The organism is Curtobacterium sp. MCLR17_059 (assembly GCF_003234665.1).
Lineage (GTDB): Bacteria > Actinomycetota > Actinomycetes > Actinomycetales > Microbacteriaceae > Curtobacterium > Curtobacterium flaccumfaciens.
This window is the reverse complement of sequence record NZ_QKSU01000001.1, coordinates 518,513-534,335: the sequence shown is the minus strand read 5'-3', so window position 1 is coordinate 534,335 and position 15,823 is coordinate 518,513. Positions and strand designations below refer to the sequence as shown.

The 15,823-nt window shown below is 73.2% G+C and carries 18 protein-coding genes; 11 read left to right on the top strand and 7 right to left on the bottom strand.

The window, feature by feature from the left end; translation table 11 throughout:
• Window positions 1-316 precede the first annotated feature (316 nt).
• From DEJ12_RS02705 to DEJ12_RS02690, 4 genes are all read right to left on the bottom strand, one after another.
• Window positions 317-961 (bottom strand): hypothetical protein, encoded by a 645-nt coding sequence (locus DEJ12_RS02705; protein WP_111028959.1) that lies wholly within the window; start codon window positions 959-961, stop codon window positions 317-319.
• A gap of 332 nt (window positions 962-1,293) precedes the next feature.
• Window positions 1,294-1,983 carry a response regulator transcription factor gene (locus DEJ12_RS02700; RefSeq protein ID WP_111028958.1) on the bottom strand — a complete coding sequence of 230 codons (690 nt, stop codon included), beginning with the start codon at window positions 1,981-1,983 and terminating at the stop codon, window positions 1,294-1,296.
• Complete coding sequence (locus DEJ12_RS02695; protein ID WP_111028957.1) at window positions 1,980-3,185, bottom strand: sensor histidine kinase; 1,206 nt, start codon at window positions 3,183-3,185, stop codon at window positions 1,980-1,982. The genes DEJ12_RS02700 and DEJ12_RS02695 overlap by 4 nt, the downstream gene beginning before the upstream one ends.
• Complete coding sequence (locus tag DEJ12_RS02690; protein ID WP_111028956.1) at window positions 3,182-3,703, bottom strand: hypothetical protein; 522 nt, start codon at window positions 3,701-3,703, stop codon at window positions 3,182-3,184. The genes DEJ12_RS02695 and DEJ12_RS02690 overlap by 4 nt, the downstream gene beginning before the upstream one ends.
• A 130-nt stretch (window positions 3,704-3,833) precedes the next feature.
• Here DEJ12_RS02690 and DEJ12_RS02685 point away from each other — a divergent pair, with 130 nt between their 5' ends.
• The 6 genes from DEJ12_RS02685 (at window position 3,834) to DEJ12_RS02660 (ending at window position 9,381) form a co-directional block, all read left to right on the top strand.
• Window positions 3,834-4,676, top strand: a complete 843-nt coding sequence (locus DEJ12_RS02685; protein WP_110863235.1) for a spermidine synthase — start codon at window positions 3,834-3,836, stop codon at window positions 4,674-4,676.
• A gap of 106 nt (window positions 4,677-4,782) precedes the next feature.
• On the top strand, window positions 4,783-5,553 hold the full coding sequence (locus DEJ12_RS02680) for a DUF308 domain-containing protein (protein ID WP_146244987.1): 771 nt from the start codon (window positions 4,783-4,785) through the stop codon (window positions 5,551-5,553).
• A 141-nt stretch (window positions 5,554-5,694) separates the two neighbouring features.
• Window positions 5,695-6,525, top strand: a complete 831-nt coding sequence (locus DEJ12_RS02675; protein ID WP_071406181.1) for a hypothetical protein — start codon at window positions 5,695-5,697, stop codon at window positions 6,523-6,525.
• A complete protein-coding gene (locus DEJ12_RS02670; RefSeq protein WP_111023268.1) occupies window positions 6,522-7,013 on the top strand; it encodes a SprT-like domain-containing protein in 492 nt (163 codons plus the stop codon). Before DEJ12_RS02675 ends, DEJ12_RS02670 begins: the two co-directional genes overlap by 4 nt.
• 47 nt (window positions 7,014-7,060) lie before the next feature.
• A complete protein-coding gene (locus tag DEJ12_RS02665) occupies window positions 7,061-7,756 on the top strand; it encodes a CGNR zinc finger domain-containing protein (RefSeq protein WP_027466753.1) in 696 nt (231 codons plus the stop codon).
• 365 nt (window positions 7,757-8,121) lie between these two features.
• Window positions 8,122-9,381 carry an Nramp family divalent metal transporter gene (locus tag DEJ12_RS02660; RefSeq protein WP_111028954.1) on the top strand — a complete coding sequence of 420 codons (1,260 nt, stop codon included), beginning with the start codon at window positions 8,122-8,124 and terminating at the stop codon, window positions 9,379-9,381.
• Window positions 9,382-9,410: 29 nt separating this feature from the next.
• Here the strand turns inward: DEJ12_RS02660 and DEJ12_RS02655 are convergent, their stop codons facing one another.
• Complete coding sequence (locus DEJ12_RS02655) at window positions 9,411-9,713, bottom strand: DUF427 domain-containing protein (RefSeq protein ID WP_110859472.1); 303 nt, start codon at window positions 9,711-9,713, stop codon at window positions 9,411-9,413.
• A 42-nt stretch (window positions 9,714-9,755) separates the two neighbouring features.
• A complete protein-coding gene (locus DEJ12_RS02650) occupies window positions 9,756-10,361 on the bottom strand; it encodes a 2-phosphosulfolactate phosphatase (RefSeq protein WP_250892951.1) in 606 nt (201 codons plus the stop codon).
• A gap of 91 nt (window positions 10,362-10,452) precedes the next feature.
• Between DEJ12_RS02650 and DEJ12_RS02645 the strand changes: the two genes are divergently transcribed.
• The 4 genes from DEJ12_RS02645 (at window position 10,453) to DEJ12_RS02630 (ending at window position 12,718) form a co-directional block, all read left to right on the top strand.
• A complete protein-coding gene (locus tag DEJ12_RS02645) occupies window positions 10,453-11,091 on the top strand; it encodes a GNAT family N-acetyltransferase (protein WP_071406184.1) in 639 nt (212 codons plus the stop codon).
• A gap of 69 nt (window positions 11,092-11,160) precedes the next feature.
• Window positions 11,161-11,643 carry a hypothetical protein gene (locus DEJ12_RS02640; protein WP_111028953.1) on the top strand — a complete coding sequence of 161 codons (483 nt, stop codon included), beginning with the start codon at window positions 11,161-11,163 and terminating at the stop codon, window positions 11,641-11,643.
• Between the two features lie 132 nt (window positions 11,644-11,775).
• A complete protein-coding gene (locus DEJ12_RS02635; protein ID WP_051597091.1) occupies window positions 11,776-12,348 on the top strand; it encodes a DUF1684 domain-containing protein in 573 nt (190 codons plus the stop codon).
• A 10-nt stretch (window positions 12,349-12,358) separates the two neighbouring features.
• Window positions 12,359-12,718, top strand: coding sequence for a GntR family transcriptional regulator (locus DEJ12_RS02630; protein ID WP_035809483.1), 360 nt, complete (start codon window positions 12,359-12,361; stop codon window positions 12,716-12,718).
• A 126-nt stretch (window positions 12,719-12,844) separates the two neighbouring features.
• Here DEJ12_RS02630 and DEJ12_RS02625 read toward each other — a convergent pair whose 3' ends face one another.
• Window positions 12,845-13,672: an endo alpha-1,4 polygalactosaminidase gene (locus DEJ12_RS02625; protein WP_258370469.1), complete on the bottom strand. Its 828-nt coding sequence runs from the start codon at window positions 13,670-13,672 to the stop codon at window positions 12,845-12,847.
• Window positions 13,673-13,966: 294 nt separating this feature from the next.
• On the opposite strand from DEJ12_RS02625, the gene DEJ12_RS02620 reads away from it, so the two are divergent.
• Window positions 13,967-15,577, top strand: a complete 1,611-nt coding sequence (locus DEJ12_RS02620; RefSeq protein ID WP_111028951.1) for a DEAD/DEAH box helicase — start codon at window positions 13,967-13,969, stop codon at window positions 15,575-15,577.
• Window positions 15,578-15,823: the final 246 nt, after the last annotated feature.

The window sequence follows — 15,823 nt, the reverse complement described above, 5'->3', positions numbered from 1 at the left end:
CTCGGCGAACCCTGAGATGCAAGCCCTGCGACCACGCCGACGCGTGCCTTGACGCGGAACGTCGGTGCACGTGTGGGATGATCTCCGTGAGCGGTACCCGCCGCCATATACGGGTCCGGCTGCACCAGGGCGAGATGAGTTTCTGTCTCAGAACTCTGCGTCGACCGCAATATGACGACACGGATGCCAGGGAGCGCGAACTGTCATCATAGTTCGCTCCGTGGCGCGCTGTCCAGTCCCGGCTTGACCGGATTCGGCAGTGGCGTGTATAAGCCGCCACACGCCGCTTCCATTCCCCTGCTCAGCCGGGCTCTGATCAACCCAGACGCTCGCGCTCGACGCGATCCGCGCCTCCCGGCAGTCCGGCCAGCGCACGGAACGCGTCCTCCGGTCGACGCGTGCGGACGAACGTGACCCGGCCCCGGTCGTCCGTGAGTTCGATCCCGAGCCCCGGCGTGAGGATGAGCGCACGCTCGCCGCGGCGGATCCGCAGGCCGACACCGCCGTATGTGGCCGCGTCCGCCTCGACGAGGCGGACGTCGGTGATCCGCCGGCGCGGGATGCGCCGCGGCGGGAGCGGACGGAAGTGCAGGGTCACGTGCCGCTCGGTGACGGTGAACCCGGCCCGGGCGAGCAGGAGCAGCGACCCGAGGGCGACGGCGAGCAGGGCCGGCACCAGCAGGGCGACCTCCGGCGCGTCCCCGGGCCAGCCGAGCACGGCGGCGGACAGCCCGGCGCCGCCGAGGAGCAGCGCCGTGCCGACGACCCGCATCCAGGTGGGTGCGGTCTCGCGGTCGGCGTGGAACGGCAGGGCGGCGCGGAACGGCAGGGCGGCGCTGGACGGATGGGCGGCACGGGACGGCCGGGAGGCCCGGATCACCCGGGTGGGTCGGGTCCCGGACCGGCGCGTGTCCGGGGTGGCGAGGCGTGCGGTGGGCACGCTCATGGTGTCGGCGGTCATGACGGAGGTCTCCTGCGGCGGATCAGCAGTGGTGCACTCGTCATCGGGTGCGGTGCGTTCGACGGCCAGCGCGCGCGGGTGGCCGGAGGGGTGGCGCGCAGCAGCACGCCGACGGCGCGCACGCTCGAGCGGTGGGGGCGCTCACGGGCACGTCGTGGTCACGGTGTCCGGGCGGACGCGTGGAGTGTGGGGCACACACGCATCGACGCTCTGGCGTCGTGACGACAGGCGTCAACGGTACGCAACGAGTCTTGGCGTCCGCTGGTCGTCCATGTGTACGCATTCACGTGTCCGCAGTGCGTCGCCCGGGGACGACGGGGTGCTGCGGACGGTCAGCGCAGGACGCGGGCGACGGCCTCGGCCCGGGTCCGGACCCCGAGCTTCGCGAACACCTGGTTCACGTACGACTTCACGGTGGGCACCGTCAGGAACAGCTCGGCGGCGATCTGCGGGTTCGTCCGGCCGTCCGCGATCCGCTCGAGGACGTCCACTTCGCGCGGGGTGAGGTCCGGGAACCGAGCACCGAGCGACGGACCGGGATCGGGATCGGGTGACACAGGCGCCGCGGAACCAGCAGCGACACCGGCACCGGCACCGGCACCACCGGCGAGGCGCGCCACCAGCCGCGCCCCCACGGTCGCGTCGAAGGTCGACTGCCCGGCGGCCACCGCACGCACCGCGGTCGCGATCTCCGCCCGTCCGGCGTCCTTCGTCAGGTAGCCGCGGGCTCCCGCCCGCAGCGCGGTGGTGATGGAGTCGTCGTCGGCGTAGGTCGTCAGCACCAGGACCGCGACCCCGGGGTGCTCGGCGACGATCCGCGCGGTGGCGGTCGGCCCGTCGACCCCCGGCATCCGCAGGTCCATCAGGACGACGTCGGGCACGTGCCGGTCGACGGCGGCGATCGCCTCGGCACCGTCGGCCGCCTGCCCGACGACCTGCAGGTCGGGCACGAGCGACAGCACCGTCACCAGGCCGTCGCGGACGATGGCCTGGTCGTCGACCACGAGCACCCGGATGGTCACGAGCGGTCGTCCTCGGCGGCGACCGTAGCGTCCGCGTCGCGCGTGCCGTCGACGGGCAGGTGCATGGCGACGACGAACTCGTCGTCGGAACGCTCGGCCTCCACCGTGGCCTCGCTGCCGAGTTCCGCGAACCGTTCGCGCATCCCGAGCACCCCCTGCCCGCCGCTCGGCAGCGGGTTGGCCACGACGACGTCCACGGCGTCGCCGTCACGGATCACGGACAGGGACACGGGGCGGCCGGGAGCGTGCCTGCGGGCGTTGCTGAGGGCCTCCCGGACGACCTGGACCACGGCGGCACGGTGGGCGTCGTCGAAGACCGCGAGGGTCGCGTCACCCTGCACGACGACCTCGCCGCCGAACGAACGGTGCGCGTCGAGCAGGGCCGTCAGGCCCGACGCGTGGTCGGCGGACGGACTGGAGGCACGGGTCGGCTCCGGCTGGCCGGGCTGCGGTTCGTCGCGGAGCGCGTGCACCGCACGCCGTGCCTCGGCCAGGCCGTCCGCGGCCAGCGCGCGGGCCTCGCCGGCTCGGCGGGTGGCCTCGTCGACGCGGCCGGCCTCGAGCAGGGCCTCGACCGCGTCGAGCTGCAGCACCAGGCCGCCGAGCGAGTGGGCGAGGACGTCGTGGATGTCCCGGGACGCCCGGGACCGGTCGGCGAGGAGCCGTGCGCGCTGCTGCTGCCGCTCGGTCTCGCGAGCCTGCGCCGTCGTGATCCGGACCTGCCGACGGCTGAAGCCGACGAGCACGCCGAGCAGCAGCCCGCCGCTCACGCCGAGGACGAACTGCACCGACGTCTGCTCGAGCGTCGCGGTGACGGCCACCACCACGACGGCGGCGAGCGCGGCGACCGCGGCCGTCCAGACCGGCAGACGCAGGTCCGCGCCGAGGATGACGAGCCCGACGATCACCGGGACCACCAGCAGCGAGTCGGTCGGCACCACTGCGAGCGATCCGGCTGCGATCATCACGCCGGCTGCGGCGACGAGGACGAGGGGCGTGCGTGCCGCTTCGCGGACGGCCCAGGCGGCGAGCGCCACGGCCCCGACGGCCCAGACCCACGCGGGGTGGTGGAGCAGGAGGCCGTTCCGGACGAACCAGAAGGCGACCACGGCGATCCCGACGGCGTTGAGCCCCCAGGAGAGCACCGAGGCGGACCGGACCCCGGCGGGGTCGGTCCGGTCCGGGTCGGTCGGCAGGCTCACCGCACCATCATGCCGCGGCGGGCGGCCTCCGACCGGTCGCCGCCGCGGGGGATGCGCTGGTCGACGACCAGGGCACGGGCGGCGCGGTTCAGGGCGAGCACGAGCAGGATCGTGCCGGTCGACGTGAGCAGGTGTGCGCCGAGGTGGCCGCCGAGGACGTCGAGTCCGATGCGGGCGGCGATCAGGACGATCCAGAGCGCGGCGCCGAGCCACCCGGTGCGGGACTGCAGCGTGCGGCCCTTGGCGTCCGGCGTCGTGACCGTGCGGAACCGGGTCATGGCCCCCATCGCGAGGCCGACGGCGACGGTGAGCAGGGCCTCGAGGCCGAGGAACACGACGTCGGTGGTGGTGACGGTCGCCGTGGTCTGTGCGAGGACGACCACGCCGACGATCGCCATCACGAGCGGTCCCCGCCAGATGCGCGCCGGGTCGAGGTACCGCCAGGTCGCCTGCCGGTACGCCAGGAGGCCGACGAGGGCGAGGCCGATGAGCACGTTCGCGAGGAGCTGGACCGACATGGTGAGCCTTTCGAGGTGGTCCGGCGGAGTGTTCCGACCGGTGACATCAGCCTCGTTCCAGGTGCTCCGCGGGCACACCAACCAGGGGTGGGGACGCGGGTGGTGATCGCGGTGGTGTTCCATTGACGGCATGGCTGATGCGTTCGACGGGTTCCGGATCGGTGCGGGGTACTCGGTGGTGGAGCCGGACCGGCACCGACCGGGGTCCTTCACCCTGGTGGTGGACGGCACCCCGCAGTCGCACGTGGACCTCGAGGACCCGACCCACCTGGCGTTCGAGTACATCCGGCGGATCGGGCACGCGATCGACCTGCTGCCGGACGGCCCGATCACGGCACTGCACCTGGGCGCCGGCGCTCTCACCCTGCCCCGCTACGTCGCGGTGACCCGTCCGGGTTCGCGGCAGCAGGTGATCGAGCTCGAGCGCGACCTGGTCGAGCACGTGCGCGAGGCCCTGCCGTTCCCCCGCGGCGCCTCGATCCGGGTGCGGTACGGCGACGCCCGGGAGGTCCTCGGCAAGCTGCCCGCCGGACTCCGCGGCACCGTGGACCTGGCGGTGGTGGACGTCTTCGGTGGTTCGCAGATCCCCGCCCACGTGACGAGCGTCGAGTTCTACCGCGAGGTCGCCGCGTTCCTGTCGCCGACGGGCATCGTCGCGGTGAACGTGGCCGACGGTGCCGGGTTGGCCTTCGCCCGCGGGCAGGCGTCGACGCTGCAGTCGGTGCTGCCGTCGGTCGCCGCGGTCGCGGACACCGGCATGCTCAAGGGCCGGCGGTTCGGGAACATCGTGCTGCTCGGGTCGCCGACCGACCTGCCGGTGGCGGACATGCCGAGGCGGTACTCGTCCGACCCGATGCCGGCGAAGGTCGTGCACGGTGCGGAGCTCAAGGCGTTCATCGCCGGGGCGCCGATCGTCACCGACCAGACGGCGGTCGCGTCGCCGGAGCCGAACCGGAGCGTGTTCGGGGGCTGATGCCCGCGCGGCACCGCCGGGGACGGACTTCGGGCACTCGGCGGGTCCGGCTGTCAGGATGGTCTGAACGACCGCGCAGGTGCGCGACCGAGCGATGGGAACCCTGATGACGAACGACGACCGGAACGACCAGGACCGGACGGGCGACGGCCAGGCGCCGCGCTGGGGCGACGCCCCGCAGCAGCAGCCCGACGCCGAGGCCCCGCGGTACGGCGAGCGGGTGGACCCGGCGCCGACCTCGACCCCGCAGTACGGCGAGCAGTACGGGCAGGGCCAGCAGCAGTACGGGCAGCAGTACGGGCAGGGCCAGCAGCAGTACGGCCAGCCGAACGGCGAGCAGCAGTACGGCCAGCCGTCGAGCACGCCGAGCTGGAACGACCAGCAGCGCCACGACCAGCACCACGACCAGCAGCCGTACGCCGCCGCGCCCGCGCACGCCGGTGCCCCGGCCTGGCAGAGCCACGACGAGCCGAAGCCCAAGAAGAAGACCCTCGGTGTCGTGGCGTTCTTCCTCGGACTCGCCGCGCTCGTCATCGGCGTCATCGGCGGGTACGTGATGGGGTCGGCGCTCGCCAACAGCGACGCGATCAACAACCTCGTACCGAGCAGCGGTGCGACCCCGGACCAGCAGGAGCTGCAGCGTCAGCTCATGAACGACCCGGCCGTCATCTCGCAGATCGGGGTCGGTGCGGTGATCGCCGGCGTGGCCGCGATCCTCGGGCTCTGGGCGCTCGTGCAGGGCATCATCGCCGCCGTGACCAAGCGTGGTCGCGGCTGGGGCATCTTCGCGATCATCCTGGCCGTCGTGGCCACGATCGCGACGCTGGTCACCTACGTCGGCGTGGCCGCTGCCGCCGCGGTGGCCGCCAACTCCTGATCGACCACTCGGAACGGCCCGTCGTGCTCCGGCACGGCGGGCCGTTCGTCGTCCCGGGCGGCACGCGTGCACGGCCGCACCCGCGCAACCTGAGCGCGTCGCACCGACCGCTCCCGGGAGACCGCGGCTACCCTCGAACCGATGTCCCTCCCGCCCGACGACCGCCAGCAGCCCGACCTGTCCGACCGTTCCCGTGAACCGCGCCACGCGGCTCCCGTGACGGCCGGAGTCAGCCCGGGCAGCACCTTCGCGCCCATCAGCCTGCGACCCGCGGTCGACGTCGACGCCGTGCACCAGCGGCTCCGTGACCTCGGCCAGAGCCGCAGCACCGACGCCCTCGCCGAACGGGCCGAACTCCTCCGCCTGCTCGGTCGACTGGACGAGTCGCTCGTCATCGCCGAAGAGGTGTTCCGCCTGGCGATGTTCACCGGGGAGCGCCAGGACAAGGTCGCCGCACGGATCCGTCGTGCGCACGTCCTGCACGACCTCGGGCGGCACGACCGCGCCGCCACCGAGGCCGCCATGGCCCGCGACACCGCCGCCACCGAGGAGTGGCCCGAACTCGAGGGCGCCGCAGCCGAGATCGAGGGCTGGTCGCTGTTCGAGAACGACCGATTCGACGAGGCCCGCGCCGCACTGTCGCGGGCGTACCAGGCCTTCCGACAGGCCGGCGCGCCGTCCGAGCGCACCGACGCGCTGCGCACCGCGGTCGAGGCCGCCATGCGGGCCTCGATCACCAACCCGGCGGAACCGTCCGACAAGCCACGGACCGCCCGCGAGGTCGCCGCCCGCCGCGCCGAGGACGAGGAACCCACCACCCGCGTCGCCGAGCCGGTGAAGCAGGTCCCGCCGATCCGCCGCCGCGTGCTCGGTGCACCCGACGCCGCACGCACCGAGGCCGACGACATCTGGGGCCGGATCGCGGCCCGGGCAGCGAAGAAGGGCCAGGCCGACCCGCGCGCCGAGCAGTGACCGCGCTCGAGACCGTCCGGCTCCGCGCCGAAGCGCTCATCGCCGAACACCTCGGTGCCGGCACGTGGGCGTTCGGCTTCGACCACGCCAAGACCCGCGCGGGTCAGTGCGACTTCGCGCGGAAGCGGATCACGGTGAGCCGCCATCTGGCCACCCGGTTCTCCGACGACGACGTCGAGCAGGTCCTGCTGCACGAGGTCGCGCACGCACTCGCCGGCGCCCGGGCGGCACACGGACCGAAGTGGAAGCGCACGGCCGCGGCGATCGGGTACACCGGCTCCCGGCTGCACGACGGGCCGATCGCCAGCGAGCTCGCCCCCTGGATCGGCACCTGCCCCGCGGGGCACGAGCACTTCCGGTACCGCACGCCCACCCGTCCCCTGGCCTGTGCCCGTTGTTCCCGGCGGTTCGATGCCCGGAACGTCATCACCTGGCGGCGCCGGACCGCGGACGACGACGCGGCCACGATGGCGTCGACTACCGCATGAGGGTCCCGACGCACGGAGGCGCGCCGGTAACCCGTTAGCCTGGGCGGATGCACACGGGGCAGCACATCCGCACGGACGCCGGTTCCTCCTGGTTCTTCGACGCCGGACGGATCGCGCTCGACTTCGCGCACACGGGTGGCTTCGCCGACGACCCCACCGGACGCCGACCGCGGTCGCAGCTCGGGGAGCTGCTCGCGAGCCCGGCCGACCTGGACGAGTGGCTCAGCGAGCACACCGAGCCGATCGACGTCGGCGCCAGCGCCCGCGAGCTGCAGGACGCCCGGGCCCTGCGTGCCGCGATCGCCCGACTCGCCGTGGCCGCCGCCCCCGCGCCGGCGAGCACCGCCGCGGAACGCACCGCCGTGGCAGCGGGCCTGCGTGCCGGCGCCGGCCGCACGCGCCCCGCGCCCGACGACATCGACACCGTCAACCTGTTCGCCGCCCTGCCGGACGTGCCCCCGAGCCTCCCGGGTGGCCGACGCCGCGCCGGAGCCAACCGGGTCCGCCTGGCGCAGGCCCTGTCGAGCGTGGCGCGCGATGCCGTCGCGCTCTTCACCGAGGTCGGCTTCGACGACGTCGAGGCCGACGGCCGGCCGACCCGGCTGAGCCGGTGCTCGGCCGAGGACTGCGGCCTGGTGTTCTACGACTCGTCGCGCGGTGGGACGCGGCGCTGGTGCTCGATGCAGCGGTGCGGCAACCGGGCGAAGGTCCGTGCGCACCGCGCTCGCCGCGCCGCGGAGTGACGACGAGCTGAGCACGAGCGGTCACGACACCCCGCGCACCTCCGCCGAGCGGTCACCAACCGTCGCCCGACGGCGCCTCAGCCGACAGTTCGTGACCACCGGACGCAACGCAAGCGACGAGTCGCGACCAACCGAGCGGCCAGGAGGCGCGTGGCCGCGCCGCCACGGGCCTCCCGTCCGCCTTCCGCGAGCGGCCACGACACCCCGCGCACCCCCGCCGAGCGGTCACCAACCGTCGCCCGACGGCGGCTCAGCCGACTGATCGCGACCACCCGAAACACGCACGCACGAGCGGCGTCCGGCGAGCACCACGACACGTCGAAGAAAAAGATTCGGCACGCCGAATTCTCTGGCAGGATCGGTGCATGACCGACACTGCCAGCCCCCGGCTCGACGAGCACCCATCCGGTGCCCCGCGTCGCCGCGCAGCCGGGCTCACCCTGCTCGGACCGGCCTTCGTCGCGGCCATCGCGTACGTCGACCCGGGCAACGTCGCCGCCAACCTGACCGCCGGCGCCGAGTACGGGTACCTGCTGCTCTGGGTGCTGGTGGCCGCGAACGCCAGCGCCGTGGTGGTGCAGTACCTGTCCGCCAAGCTCGGGGTGGTGACGGGGAAGTCGCTGCCCGAGCACCTCGGCCTGCGGATGCGGCGCGCCCCGCGCCTGCTGTTCTGGGGCCAGGCCGAGATCGTCGCCGCCGCGACCGACATCGCCGAGGTCATCGGCGGCGCGCTGGCGCTCTACCTGCTCTTCGGTCTGCCGCTCGTGGTCGGCGGGATCATCACCGGGCTCGTCTCGATGCTCCTGCTGACCCTGCACAGCCGCCGGGGCACGCGCCTGTTCGAGACCGTGGTGACGGCGATGCTCGCGATCCTGACGGTGGGCTTCTGTGCCGGGCTGCTGTTCGCCCGGGTGTCTCCGGCAGACCTGGTCGCCGGGCTCGTGCCGCGGTTCGAGGGCTCCGGGTCGGTGCTGCTGGCGGCCTCGATGCTCGGCGCGACCGTGATGCCGCACGCGGTGTACCTGCACTCGGCGCTCGCCCGGGACCGCCACGGGGACGTCCCCGCCGGGCCGGAGCGTCGCCGGGTGCTCGTCGCGACCCGGTGGGACGTCGGCCTCGCGCTGATCGTCGCGGGCGGGGTGAACATCGCGATGCTCGTCCTCGCGGCAGCCACCCTGCCGGGCGTCGAGGGCACCGACTCCATCCCCGGTGCGCAGCGCGCCATCGCCGAGAACGTCGGCCCGGTCGTCGGGGTGCTCTTCGCCGTGGGCCTGCTCGCGTCCGGCCTGGCCTCGACCTCAGTGGGCTGCATGGCCGGCGCGGAGATCATGCAGGGCCTGCTGCACGTGCGGATCCCGCTCGTGGCCCGGCGCGCGATCACCCTGGTGCCGGCGATCGTGCTGCTCGCGCTGAACATCGACGCGACGATGCTGCTCGTCGTCAGCCAGGTGGTGCTGAGCTTCGGGATCGCCTTCGCGATCGTGCCCCTGGTGGTCTACACGTCGCGACGGAGCGTGATGGGGACCGACGTGAACGCCGCGACCACCCGCGTGGTGGCGTGGGTGATCGCGGCGGTCATCGTGGCGCTCAACGTCGCGCTGGTCGTGCTCACCCTGACCGGCTGAGTCGCAGCCGGTCAGGGGGCGACCGGTCGTCAGTCGACGACCTGGACGTCCTTCCAGAACGCGACGTAGCCCGAGTAGTCCTTGCCGACGCGGTCGAACGACGACGGGATCGGCGTCGGGTACGACCACGCGCGGTCCTGCAGCGCCTGTCCGTCGACGTTCACCGTGAAGTACTGGGTGTCGCCCTTCCACGGGCAGTGGTACTGGGTGGGGCTCTCGGTGAAGAGCTCGGTCTTCACGCTCGACGGCGGGAAGTACCAGTTGCCCTCGATCTTGATGAGGTCCTCTTCGGGGGCCTCCGCGATCACCGTGTCGCCGACGACTGCCTTCATGGCGTTGCTCCTTCGCTCGCTGGTTCCGTGACGGGGCGAACGCTACGCGCGCTCCCCCGATTCCCGCAGGACGGGCAGGTCGGGGCCCGCGGCGAGCGCCGCGTGCACGTCGTCACGGCTCAGGACGGCGGCTCCCTCGGACGCGCTGACCAGGTGCTTCACGGCACGGCGCAGCCCCGTGTACGCCGCGCAGGCCGCAGCGGCCTCGGGTGAGGTGTGGTCGATGCCGACCTCGGTGAGCGCGTCGACGACGGCTCCGGCGGCGAGCAGGTCCTCGACGGCGAAGTCGGGTGCGTCGGCCACGTCGACGGACTCCCCCGCCGCCTCGGCCGCGTCGTCGAGGGCTGCGGTGTGGTGCAGCCCGGCGGCCACGATCGCGACGACGCAGCGGTCACCGCGTGCGGCCTGGAGGCCCGTCACGCGTTCCGCGACCGCCGCCGCGTTGCCGAGGTGGCCGAGCACGACCTCCGGCCCCTGCGGCAGCTGGGCGGTCACGTTCCGCAGCGCGCGCCGCTGTGCTGCGGCGTCGGGGGTCGGCGGCAGGGCGTCGACCCAGACGAGCAGGTGGGTGCCGTGGGCGATCCGTGCCGCACCTCCGGGACCCCACGCGAACCGGACCTGGTACTTCTCCTGGGTGCGTTCTGCCACGTCCGTCACGATAGCCGTCCGAGCGATGCTGTCCCTCTCCACAGGGTCGCTGTCCGACCGGGTTCCACCAGGGTCGGCGACCCTAGGATGCATGGTCATGGAGATCGCCCCCGTACCCACCCTGACCGGCGACCGTGTGACGCTCGAGCCCCTCGGGCAGGAGCACGCGGAAGACCTGCGGGCGGCGGTCGCGGACGGCGATCTGTGGCGCACCTGGTACACCTCGGTGCCCGCCCCGGCACAGGTCGAGGCCGAGATCGACCGGCGGCTCGCCGAGCACGAGGCCGGACGCATGGTGCCCTTCGCCGTGCGGGACCGCCCGACCGGACGGGTGGTGGGTGCGACGACCTTCATGAACATCGACCCGGGCAACCGCCACGTCGAGATCGGCAGCACGTTCCTGGCCCGGTCCGCGCAGCGCTCGGGGATCAACACCGAGTCGAAGCTGCTCATGCTGTCGCACGCGTTCGAGGCCTGGCAGTGCATCGCGGTCGAGTTCCGCACCCACTGGCACAACCTGCAGTCCCGGGCGGCCATCGCGGGCCTCGGCGCGAAGCAGGACGGCGTGCTCCGGAACCACGCGATCGGCCGTGACGGCACGCTGCGCGACACCGTGGTGTTCTCGGTGATCGCGTCGGAGTGGCCGGCCGTGCGGCTCTCGCTGGCCGAGCGGCTCCGGCGGCACGACCGCGCCGAGGGGTCCCGCCGCCGGTCGGCCCGGCACGCCTGAGGCGTCCCCGCTGCGTCGTCTCGCACCGCCACGGCGCACCGTCCAGCCCGCGGGCGTAGCGTCACCGCCATGCACGTCGGCCTCCGGATCGTCCTCGACGCGCCGGTCGAGGCCGTGCGCGATGCCCTGCTGTCCCCGTCCGTGATGGTGGCGGTGACGAAGCCGTTCCTGGCGTACCGCTCGCGCGACCCCCGGGGGTTCCCGGAGCGCTGGGAGCCGGGGCACCCGCACCCGATCACCGCGGACGCGTTCGGGCTGGTGCCGAGCGGCGACACGCACGTCGACCTCGACCTGTACGAGGTCCAGGGAGTCCCCGTGCAGCGCGACAACGGCGGCGGCACGTCCGGGTTGTTCGGGCGGATGACGATGTCGCACCGGATGGCCGTCGTCCCCGCGCCGGGTGGCCGGACCCTGCTGCTCGACCGCCTGACCTACCGGATGCGACCGGCCGTCCTCGGGCTCGCCCTGTGGCCCGGCATGTGGGTCATCTGGCAGTGGCGGGCGTTCCGGATGCGCGCCCTCGCGCCCACCTGGCGGACCGACGGCGAGTGACGCGACGCGGGTCGGGCCTCCCGTCCACCGCGGAGCGGGCGTAGCCTCGACCACGTGAGCCAGACGCGCCCCCAGGAGCCGACGACCGACGACCGCGTGCGCAGCACGCTGGCGACGACGGATTGGCGGCGGATGACGTTCGACCTGTACCGCCGCGTCCGCGCCACCCCGGACCCCCAGACGGCGCACGCGCTCTGGCGCGAGACGCGGGACGCGATGTTCGCGGAGCACCCGGCGTCGCCCCTGCTCGACGAGGACGCCCGCGACTTCGAGTCGCTGCCGGTGCCGGACTACGACCCGGCGTGGCGGTTCCAGGTCCGCATCGAGGCCACGGAGCCCGCCGAGTTCGACTTCGAGACCGGCACCGACGGTGTCGTCCACTTCGACCGGCTCGGCCTCGTGCGGGTCCCCGGAGTCGGCACCCTCGACGTCTGGAAGCACGGCGGCTACGCGGGCGGGGTGTTCGTCCCCGTCAAGGACGCCAGCGCCGGCAAGGCCCGCGGCACGTACGGTGGCGGGCGCTACCTGCTCGACACCATCAAGGGCTCGGACCTGGGCGGCGACGACCTCGGGTCGCTCGTGCTCGACTTCAACTTCGCCTACAACCCGTCGTGCGCGTACGACCCGGCGTGGGCGTGCCCGCTCGCGCCTCCGGGCAACACCGTGCCGGTCCCGATCCCCGTCGGCGAGCAGTACGACTTCTAGGGTGGAACGCATGACAGGACTCGTCGCCCTCGACGTCGGTGGCCGCGTGCCGCCGTTCGAGCAGGTCCGATCGCAGATCGCCGCACAGATCACCGCCGGGTACCTGGTGGACGGCGAACGGCTGCCGAGCGTCCGTGGGCTGGCGGACGAGCTCGGGCTCGCCGCCGGCACCGTCGCGAAGGCCTACCAGCTGCTCGAGGAGGCCGGGCTCGTGCACACCGCACGGGGCGCCGGTACCCGGGTGGTGCGGCCGGCGGCGGTGCCGGACGCCGTGGCCGAGGCCGCTCGTGCCCTGGCCGCTGCGGCGCGCTCGGCGGGGCTGTCGGCGGACCAGGCCGCGACCGCGTTGCGCGAGGCCTGGCCGGCGTAGCGCTGGCGGGGCTGGCGCTTCCGGGCGTACCTGGTCGTTCCGGGCGTACCCGGTCGGAAGTTCTGACACGGTACGCCCGATTCGACCAGGCATCGCAGGTGTTCTGGGAAGGAACGTCTCGAGCGCTCAGCAGTGCTCGTACACGTACGCGTCGTCCTTCGGGGTCACCAGGTCGCGGTCGCGCAGGATCGTCATGGCCGGACGGCTCTTCAGCCCGCACACCGACCCCCACGAGCGCTCGAGGGTGTCCGCGTACTCCACGTCGATGACCCGCTTGCCGTAGGCCTTCGTGTACGCGGCGCACTCCCGGTACTGCACGCACTCCTCGGCGACGACGAAGTCGAACCCGGTCTGCTTCCGGCCGGACGCCCCGAGCTGCGGCGTGTTCTTCTGCCCGACGGCCAGGCCGTGCCGGTGCCCCTTGGCGACGAGCGACTTCGCGAGCGCCAGGTTGCCGGCACGGGTGAGCCGCTTGCCGCTCCGGGTCCACGAGTCGAGGTTGTCGAACTCCACCGCGTCGAACCCGCGGTCACCGCAGCGGGCGACGGTCTTCGCGAGCACCTTCGTGATCAGGGCACGCTTGGCCGCGGTCCGGGTGTCGAGGAGCATCTCGTCCGGCCATCCCGGGTCCGAGACCGGCTTGCCCGCGCGGTCGCGGAGGATCGCCGACGGGTACGACTTCTTCCACGTGCGGGCGGCCTCGGGCTGCGTCTGGAACCCGTTGACGTAGCAGATGTTGTACTTGCCCTTCGCCGGGCGGTCGGTGCTGTCGCGCTCGACGATCGTCACGCCGGAGGGCGGGGTGTACCCGCCGCCGAGCTGGTAGTCCACGCGGCCCGAGGTCGGCAGGTTGCGGTAGCTCCCGGCCGCGCTGGTCGTGGCGGCCTCGGCGCAGCCGGCGGTGCCGAGGACGGCCACCAGGGCCATCGCGGTGGTCAACAGGACGGATCGCATGCGCACCCCGGAATCCTCGCACGCGCAGGGCGAACGACCCCGCCCTCGTCGTTCCGGGGATGTGCACGCTATGCTGGTCGTACTCGAGGCGCCGATCGCCTCGTGCGTCGTACGGACGCCCCGAACTCCCGACCACCTGTCTCCGGACTCTGGTCGATGATCGAGCACCTCACGAAGGTGCCCAGGCTTCTCTGCTGCGGCGACTGCGCCAGCCACATCCGTTGGCGCGCATCCCGCCCGCGCGCTGCCTCAGAGCGCGCCCACAGCCGGACTGCTCCGGCTCGAAAGGTCACCATGACCACCGAAGACATCCGTTTCTCCGACCTCGGCGTCCCCGCGCCGATGGTCTCCGTCCTCGCCGACCAGGGCAAGGACATGGCGTTCCCCATCCAGGCGGACACCCTCCCGGACTCCCTGCAGGGCAAGGACGTCCTCGGCCGCGGCCGCACCGGCTCCGGCAAGACCATCGCCTTCGCGATCCCGCTCGTCGCCCGCCTCGCCGCCAGCGGCCGCAAGCGCCGCGCCGGCCGCCCCCGCGCCCTGGTGCTCGCACCGACGCGTGAGCTCGCGACGCAGATCGACGTCGCCCTCGCCCCGCTCGCCAAGGCCATGGGCCTCAACACCACGACCATCTTCGGTGGCGTCGGTCAGGGTCGTCAGGTCGACGCCCTGCGCGGCGGCGTCGACGTCGTGGTCGCCTGCCCGGGTCGCCTCGCCGACCTGATGCAGCAGGGTCACGTGAACCTGGGCGACATCGAGGTCACCGTCCTCGACGAGGCCGACCACATGGCCGACATGGGCTTCCTGCCCGGCGTCACCAAGATCATGCAGGCGACGCCCGAGAACGGGCAGCGACTGCTGTTCTCCGCCACGCTCGACAACGGCGTGGACAAGCTCGTCAAGAAGTTCCTGCACAACCCGGTGATGCACTCCGTCGACGAGGCGAACAGCCCCGTCGAGGCGATGACCCACCACCTGTTCGAGGTCGCCGACGCCGACGCGAAGAAGCACCTCGTGAGCGCCCTCGCCTCGGGCAACGGTCGCCGCATCCTCTTCATGCGCACGAAGCACCACGCCAAGCGCCTCGCCAAGCAGCTCAGCAGCCAGGGGATCCCGGCCGTCGACCTGCAGGGCAACCTGTCGCAGGGCGCCCGTGAGCGCAACCTCGCGAAGTTCTCCTCCGGTGAGGCCCTCGTGCTCGTCGCCACCGACGTCGCCGCCCGCGGTGTGCACGTCGACAACGTCGAGCTCGTCGTGCACGTCGACCCGCCCACCGAGCACAAGGCGTACCTGCACCGCTCGGGCCGCACGGCGCGTGCCGGTTCGTCCGGTGACGTCGTCACGGTGACGATGCCCGCCGAGCGTCGCGACGTCGCGCAGATGATGCGTGCAGCCGCGATCAAGGTCACGCCGCAGCACGTCTCGGCGACCTCCCCGGCCGTCACCGCGCTCGTCGGCGAGGTCGCTCCGATCCGCCACGTGGCCGAGGAGCAGCCCACCCAGCAGCGTCAGCCCAAGCAGCGTTCGGCCGAGTCCGCCGGTGACGGCGGCGGTCGTCGCCGTGGTCGCGGCGGTCGGTCGGGAGGTGCGGCGCAGACCGCGCGCTCCGGTTCGGCTGGCGAGTCCGCCGGTTCGGCCGGGGGCCGTCAGGGCCGTCCGGCCCGTGGCGCACGGACCGAGGGTGCCGGGCGCTCCGGTGCCGCGGCCGCCGGTTCGACCGGTGGTCGCCGCAGCGGCGGCAACCGTCGCTCAGGCAGCAGCGACGTCGTGCGCGGCGGCTCGTCGGCCGTCTGGTCGTCCGAGGGCGGCTACGCCGCGGGTCGGTCCGGCAACGAGTCGGGCGGCAACCGTCGTGGTGGCTCGCGCCGCGCCTCCCGTCCGGCCGGCGCTGCCGACCGCCACTGACCTGCGCGCTTGACCCCCGCGGTCTGACCCGCTCGGCTTGAGCGCGTCGATGCCCGCAAGACACCGGTGTTCACGTTTCGAACCCCCGCATCCCGGGGTGTGATCCGTGAACACCGGTGTTTTGCGTGAGCGTGCTGGCGAACCTTGGCGGGGGCTGGGGGTGGGGTACTCCACCGGGCGTACGGTCTGCTTCACCGGATGCCGCGCAAGCGGCTGACGGGGAACACGTCCGCTTCTGGAAGGAGT